Genomic DNA, 6,213 nt, shown 5'->3' with positions numbered 1-6,213 from the left:
CTGGTGATCTCCGCCTTGAGAGGGCGGCGTCCTAAACCGCTAGACGAACGGGCCACATGACATCTGCACTGCCGTGCTGCGAGGAAATATATTACGGGACAAAAAACGTCAGCGCAAGAAGAAATTCCAAATTGCCGAAAAATTGTCGGCAGGTTATGGAACACGCAGGTAAACTAGGTAGCTAATTCAAGTTGAGATGGACCAAAAGAGCTTCGCGATCGTTGGGAATGTTGTCTTCGATCACGGCGTCGAGGGCGGAGTTGAGAAGCTGCCCCAGTTCCGGCCCGGGCTTGACTCCAGCACGGATCAGGTCGCCGCCGTTGAAGGCGAGCATCTTGAGCGTATAGGGCTCCCCCGCCCTCAGCAGCTCGTGCGCCATCGCGCGCATCTCCTCAATCGTCTCAACGTAATAGAAGCACGACGGGGCCTTGCCAAGTGTGTCGGCACGCTTAAGGTCCATGAGCTCGTCAATCAGGCGGGCCGTGTCGACGCCCTCACCCGAAAGCGCGCGCATCATATTGAGCAGGCAGGAGCGCTCGGGGCGCAGCGGCTTGTCGTGATATTTGATGAGCAGGCACACGTCGCGCACCAGGTCGTGCGAGAGAGCCAGGCGATCCATAATGACGTGCGCTTTCTTGGCGCCGAGCTCGGGATGACCGTAGAAGTGTCCGCTGCCGGCGTGATCGACCGTAAAGCACTCGGGCTTGGAGACATCGTGCAAAAACGCCGCCCACATAAGGCTCGACGAGGGCGCGACGCCGTCGCACAGCGCAAGCTCCCCTGCCACCGTCAGCACACGGGCGATATGCTCGTAGACGTTAAACGCATGATAGACACTTCGCTGATCAAAGCCGCGACCCGCTGCCAACTCGGGCACAGAGGCACAGATGAGCTCGGGATAGCGAAGCATCGCGTCTCCCCCATGACCGGTCGAAAGAATGCCCTCGAGCTCAATACCCACACGCTCGCGCGCCACAGCATCGAGCAACGGCGCACACTCAGCAAGCGCGCGCTTTGTCTCGGGCTCAATCATAAAGTCCAGGCGGCAGGCAAAGCGTACCGCACGCAGCATGCGAAGGGCGTCCTCGTTAAAGCGACGCTTGGGATCGCCGACAGCGCGAATCAGCTTGCGCTCCAAGTCACCCTGGCCGTCGTAGCGGTCGACAAGCCCGCGCTCGGGATGCCAGGCCATGGCGTTGACGGTAAAGTCGCGGCGCGCCAGATCGTCCTCGAGCGAGGCGGCACGTTCCACACTCTGGGGATGGCGACCATCGGTGTAAAAGCCATCCAGACGGTACGTGGTGACCTCGATACGCTCGCCATCGGAAATAGCCGTGATTCCGCCAAATTTAATGCCCGACTCCACAACCGCGATGCCGGCGGCCTCGAGCGCCGCTTTGGACTCCTGCCACAGGCCGCTACAGCACATATCAACATCGTGGCTGGGGCACCCCATCAGGGCGTCGCGCACCCAACCACCCACGTACCAAGCCTCAAGACCAGCCGCCTCAAGCGCGCGCAGGACGCGCAGGGACGCATCGGACGGTTGAGTACCGTTGAGCGAAACATTGCACATGCCTATGGCCTCCTGCACTTGTGAGCGTAAATCGATGGTTCTCAAGAAGTCTAGCAAGAAACAAGAAAGCGCGCACACGCAATCGCGTCGTCAATTCCATAAAACGAGACAGCAGACGCCATATGCGTTCAGTGCACAAAAAACACCCGCCTCGGAGATCCAAAGCGGGTGTTCGGCAGCGATTTTTCGATGCGGCTAGCAGACCTGACGAACTTCGATGTTCTTCTTGTATTCGTCCACCTTGGCAAAGTCGCCCAGGCCCGGGCACTCGACCACGTTGGCGCCGGTGGCCATCGACAGACGGAGGGCATCCTCGACGCGCTTGGGAGCGTCGTGCCATACGGACAGGAAGGCAGCGAGCGAGGAATCGCCGGCGCACACCGTCGACAGCAGCTTGACGTCGAAGGTGCGATTGGCAAACCAGATGTGCTCGCCGTTGGAGAAGTACGCACCGGCGCCACCGAGGGTCAGCAGCACGTTCTTGGCGCCCTTAGCGTGCAGCTCGGCCATAGCGCCCTTGACGGACTCATCGTCGCCACCGCTCACCTTAATGCCAAAGATGTCGAGCAGCTCGTCGTCATTGGGCTTGATCAGCAGCGGCTCCATGGCAATGAGGTCTGCCAGCTGATGGCTCGAGATGTCGAGGACGAACTCGGCCCCCTTGGCCTTGACGCGGCGCAGGACCTCGGCCAAGAAGCCCTCGGAAGTGTTGGGAGGCAGCGAGCCGCTGATGACCAGGCAGGTCATGTCATCGAGCGAATCGATGAGCTCAAACATCTCCTGCTCGTTGGCCTCGTTGATAGCGGCACCGGCGTTGACCATGTTGTACTCGGTGTCGGGGCCGGCGTTGAGGAACACATTGACGCGCGTAATGCCGTCGGTCCACACGGGTTTGACGGGCACGCCCAGGGCCTCGGCGCCCTTAACGATAAACTCGCCCGAGAAACCGGCGAAAAAGCCCAGGATCGTGGTGTCGACGCCGTAGTGATCGAGCGTAAACGAGACGTTTAGGCCCTTGCCGTTGGGCGTGTAGACGGCGTTGCGGGTACGCGTGACGGTGTTGGCAGCAAGACCGTCGCAGGCGATGTTGTAGTCAATAGCGGGATTTGCAGTGAGCGTGTAAATCATGAATGTTCCTTTCACGAAGCAACGTGTTAATGAAAGTATATTCCACGCATCGGTAAAAGGCTAGGACAACTCGGTGAACGGTGTGGAAGCGATGAAGTACGGCAGGACACCTCTCCCCCATGGCGGAACAAAAAAGGCGCCCCGGCCGAAACCGGGGCGCCGCATGCGCACGAATATGTCGCGTTTCGATTACTGACGATCGAGCTTGCGGACAGCAACGCGCTTGCTGTACTCGTCGACGTGACCAAAGTCGCCGATGCCGACGGACTCGGCAACGTTGGCGCCGGTGGCCATAGCGAGCTTCATGGCCTCCTCGACGTTGTCGCGATCCCTGTACCACTTGTGCAGGAAAGCAGCGAGGGTGCAGTCGCCGGCGCAGACGGAAGAAACCAGCTTGATGTTGAACTCACGCTTGGCGTACCAGATGTCCTCGCCGTTGGAGAAGTAAGCGTCGCCGCGGCTACCACGGGTGAGCAGCACGTTCTGAACGCCAGCGTCGTGAGCCATCTTCATGGCGACGCGGACCTCGTCGTCGGTGTCGACCGGCACGCCGAAGATGGCCTTCATCTCGTGATGGTTCGGCTTGATGAGCAGCGGCTTCTTGTGAGCGAGCTCCTTGAGCTTGTCGGAGGACAGGTCCAGGACGACGTCGGCGCCACGAGCCTGAGCGTGCTCCATGACCTGAGCCAGGAAGTCGGGCGTAGCTTTGGGAGGCACGGAGCCGGAAACGATCAGGCACTCGAGATCGCCCGCGGTGTCCAGGATGTTGTAGAGCTCCTCCTGGTGCTGCGGCGTGATCGGAGCACCAGGGTTCAGGATGCCGTACTCGTGCTGGCCATCGTTGACGTAGGTGTTAATGCGCGTGATACCGTCGGTCCAGACCGGGCGGCAGAGGCAACCCAGGTTCATGACCTCCTCGACGATGAACTTGCCCGTGAAGCCAGCGAAGAAGCCGAGCGCGACGGTGTCGACGCCCATCTTCTTAAAGGCGAAGGACACGTCGAGGCCCTTGCCGTTAGCCGTGTAGCTGGCCGAGCCGGTGCGGACGTTCTCGTCGGGCTCGAGCGGAGAGCTCGAAACCGTCATGTCGACAGCCGGGTTAGCGGTTAGCGTGTAGAACATTTACAGTACCCCCTGTATATGTGAGGGCCGCGTGGCCGGCCCATTCCAACCACGCGGTTACCTCTGATACCAAATTAGCGAGCTGCGGACTCGAGCAGTGCCTTGACCTCGGCGGCGGTGTTGCAGGCGAGCGCCTTCTCGGCGAGCTCGTCGCACTCGGCCTTGGTCCACTGGCTGATGGTCTTGCGGGCGCGCAGGATCGACGGAGCGCTCATCGAGAACTCCTCCAGGCCCCAGCTGATCAGCAGCGGCTCGAGCAGCGGATCGGCAGCGGCCTCGCCGCACATACCGACCATGATGCCGGCCTTCACGCCGCTCTCGATGATGTTCTTGAGCGAACGGAGCACGGCGGGATAGTAAACCTGGTACAGGTTGGAGATGGTGTCGTTACCACGGTCGGCGCACATGGTGTAGCCGATCAGGTCGTTGGTGCCGATGGAGAAGAAGTCGGCGACCTCGGCCAGGCGGTCAGCGAGGAGAGACGCGGCAGGCGTCTCGACCATGATGCCGACCTCGATGTTCTCGTTGAACTTGCGACCCTCTTCGGTCAGCTCGGCCTTGCACTGCTCGACGAGCTCCTTGACAGCCAAGACCTCCTCGACGCAGGTGACGAGCGGGATCATGATCTTGACGTCACCGAAGGCGCTGGCGCGCAGCAGAGCGCGGAGCTGGACCTTGTACTGGTCGGGATTGGCCAGGCAGTAACGCACGGCGCGGAAGCCCATGAAGGGGTTGTCTTCCTTGACCATGTGCAGATACGGAATCTCCTTGTCGCCACCCACATCGAGCGTGCGGATGATGACCGGAGCGCCCTTGAGCGCGCTGGCGACCTTACGGTAGGCGTTGAACTGCTCCTCCTCGGAAGGAAGCTCAGCAGAGTCCATGAACAGGAACTCGGAGCGGAACAGACCGATGGCCTCGGCGTCGTGATCGAGCGCGTTGGGCACGTCATCGGGGTTACCGATGTTGCAGGCGATGATCTTCTTGATACCATCGGCAGTCACGGACGGCTTGCCACGGAAGGCCTCGAGGGCTGCCTTCTCGGCAGCGAAGGCCTCGGCCTTGGCGGTGTAGGCAGCGAGCGTCTCCTCGTCGGGATCGGCCTCAACGATACCCTTGCCGCCGTCGACGACAACGGTCATACCGTTGCGCAGCGCGGTGCAGCTGTTGGAAACCGAAAGGACAGCCGGAATCTCAAGGGCGCGCGCAATAATCGCGGAGTGCGACGTGCGGCCACCGGTCTCGGTGACGATACCGGCAACGTGGGCCTTATCGATCGTGGCGGTCATGGACGGCGTGAGGTCGTGCACGACAACGACGGTGTTCTCAGGCAGGACGGAGAGGTCGACGACCTCCTTGCCCAGCAGCTCGGCCAGAATACCGGTGCGGATGTCGGCGATGTCGGCCGCGCGCAGACGGAACATCTCGTCGTCCATGGACAGGAACATGTTCTCGAACATGGTCGAGGTGTCCATGAGCGCCTGCTCGGCGCAGGTGCCGCCGTCAATGGCGGCGTTGATGGCATCGGTCATGCCCGGGTCCTGAGCCAGGACAATGTGTCCGCTCATGATCTCGGCCTCGGCCTCGCCCACCGTCTCCTTCATATGGTCAGCCTGAGCCTGGGTCTTCTCGCAGAAGACCGAAAGAGCGGTCTGATAGCGCTCCTTCTCGGCTGCCGAATCAGCGACCTCATGCGGTTCAAACGTCAAGTCGGGATCGACGGCGACCATGACGGTGCCGATACCGATGCCCTCGGATGCGTTGACTCCCTGATACATTCCCATTCCTCTCTCCGTGTCATGTGATAAAGCGTTTTGCCATATCCATGACAAAAGAGCGCAGTTACCCTTAACAGGTCACTGCGCCCCCAAATATGAACTTAATTGTTCAACATGCGACCCGTTTGAGTTCTACTCGCCAAGACCGCTCTTGATGAGCTCGATGGCAGCAGCCAGAGCCTCGGCCTCGTCAGCGCCGTCGCACTTGACCTCGACCTCGGTACCACAGGGGATACCAGCAGCCATGAGGGCCATCGGGGACTTACCGTTGACCTCCTTCTCGGGGGTGACGACCGTCACGTCACAGGCGTACTTGCCCATGGTGGAGGCAAACAGACCAGCCGGACGCATGTGCAGACCCTGAGGATTAACGAGGGTAGCCTTCTCAGAAACCATAATTGACTCCTTTTTTGTGTTTAACCCCTGTCATGCATGCGGCAGGAGTCAGATTCACGACGTTGTTTATATTAACTCACATCAAACGGTTTTTCATTGTGTTTCGGACGAATTATTGGACAGATGTCGTATCCCTGCGCTCGCCTGCCGGGCGGGGCGGTTAAGTTTGCTGCTCTACAGTCCTGCGCAAGACGGAAAGCACATTAAGTGCTT

Annotated in this window: 5 protein-coding genes; all 5 read right to left on the bottom strand. The window is 60.3% G+C overall.

The window, feature by feature from the left end:
• Positions 1 to 181: 181 nt before the first annotated feature.
• The 5 genes from I2G43_RS00565 to I2G43_RS00545 all read right to left on the bottom strand — a co-directional run bounded on the left by I2G43_RS00565 (position 182) and on the right by I2G43_RS00545 (position 6,000).
• Complete coding sequence (locus tag I2G43_RS00565) at positions 182 to 1,576, bottom strand: CCA tRNA nucleotidyltransferase (protein ID WP_195534674.1); 1,395 nt, start codon at positions 1,574 to 1,576, stop codon at positions 182 to 184.
• A 195-nt stretch (positions 1,577 to 1,771) separates the two neighbouring features.
• Positions 1,772 to 2,704 (bottom strand): 1-phosphofructokinase family hexose kinase, encoded by a 933-nt coding sequence (locus I2G43_RS00560; protein ID WP_195520443.1) that lies wholly within the window; start codon positions 2,702 to 2,704, stop codon positions 1,772 to 1,774.
• 189 nt (positions 2,705 to 2,893) lie between these two features.
• The gene (locus I2G43_RS00555) at positions 2,894 to 3,826 is read right to left on the bottom strand and encodes a 1-phosphofructokinase family hexose kinase (protein ID WP_006233969.1); all 933 of its coding nucleotides are present in this window, start codon (positions 3,824 to 3,826) and stop codon (positions 2,894 to 2,896) included.
• A gap of 74 nt (positions 3,827 to 3,900) precedes the next feature.
• On the bottom strand, positions 3,901 to 5,604 hold the full coding sequence (ptsP, locus tag I2G43_RS00550) for a phosphoenolpyruvate--protein phosphotransferase (protein ID WP_117757234.1): 1,704 nt from the start codon (positions 5,602 to 5,604) through the stop codon (positions 3,901 to 3,903).
• A 132-nt stretch (positions 5,605 to 5,736) separates the two neighbouring features.
• Complete coding sequence (locus I2G43_RS00545; protein WP_022094575.1) at positions 5,737 to 6,000, bottom strand: HPr family phosphocarrier protein; 264 nt, start codon at positions 5,998 to 6,000, stop codon at positions 5,737 to 5,739.
• Positions 6,001 to 6,213: the final 213 nt, after the last annotated feature.

Origin of the sequence: Collinsella aerofaciens (assembly GCF_015557435.1) — a bacterium.
GTDB classification, from domain to species: Bacteria; Actinomycetota; Coriobacteriia; order Coriobacteriales; family Coriobacteriaceae; genus Collinsella; species Collinsella aerofaciens_Z.
This window is presented reverse-complemented; position numbering and strand designations above follow the sequence as displayed.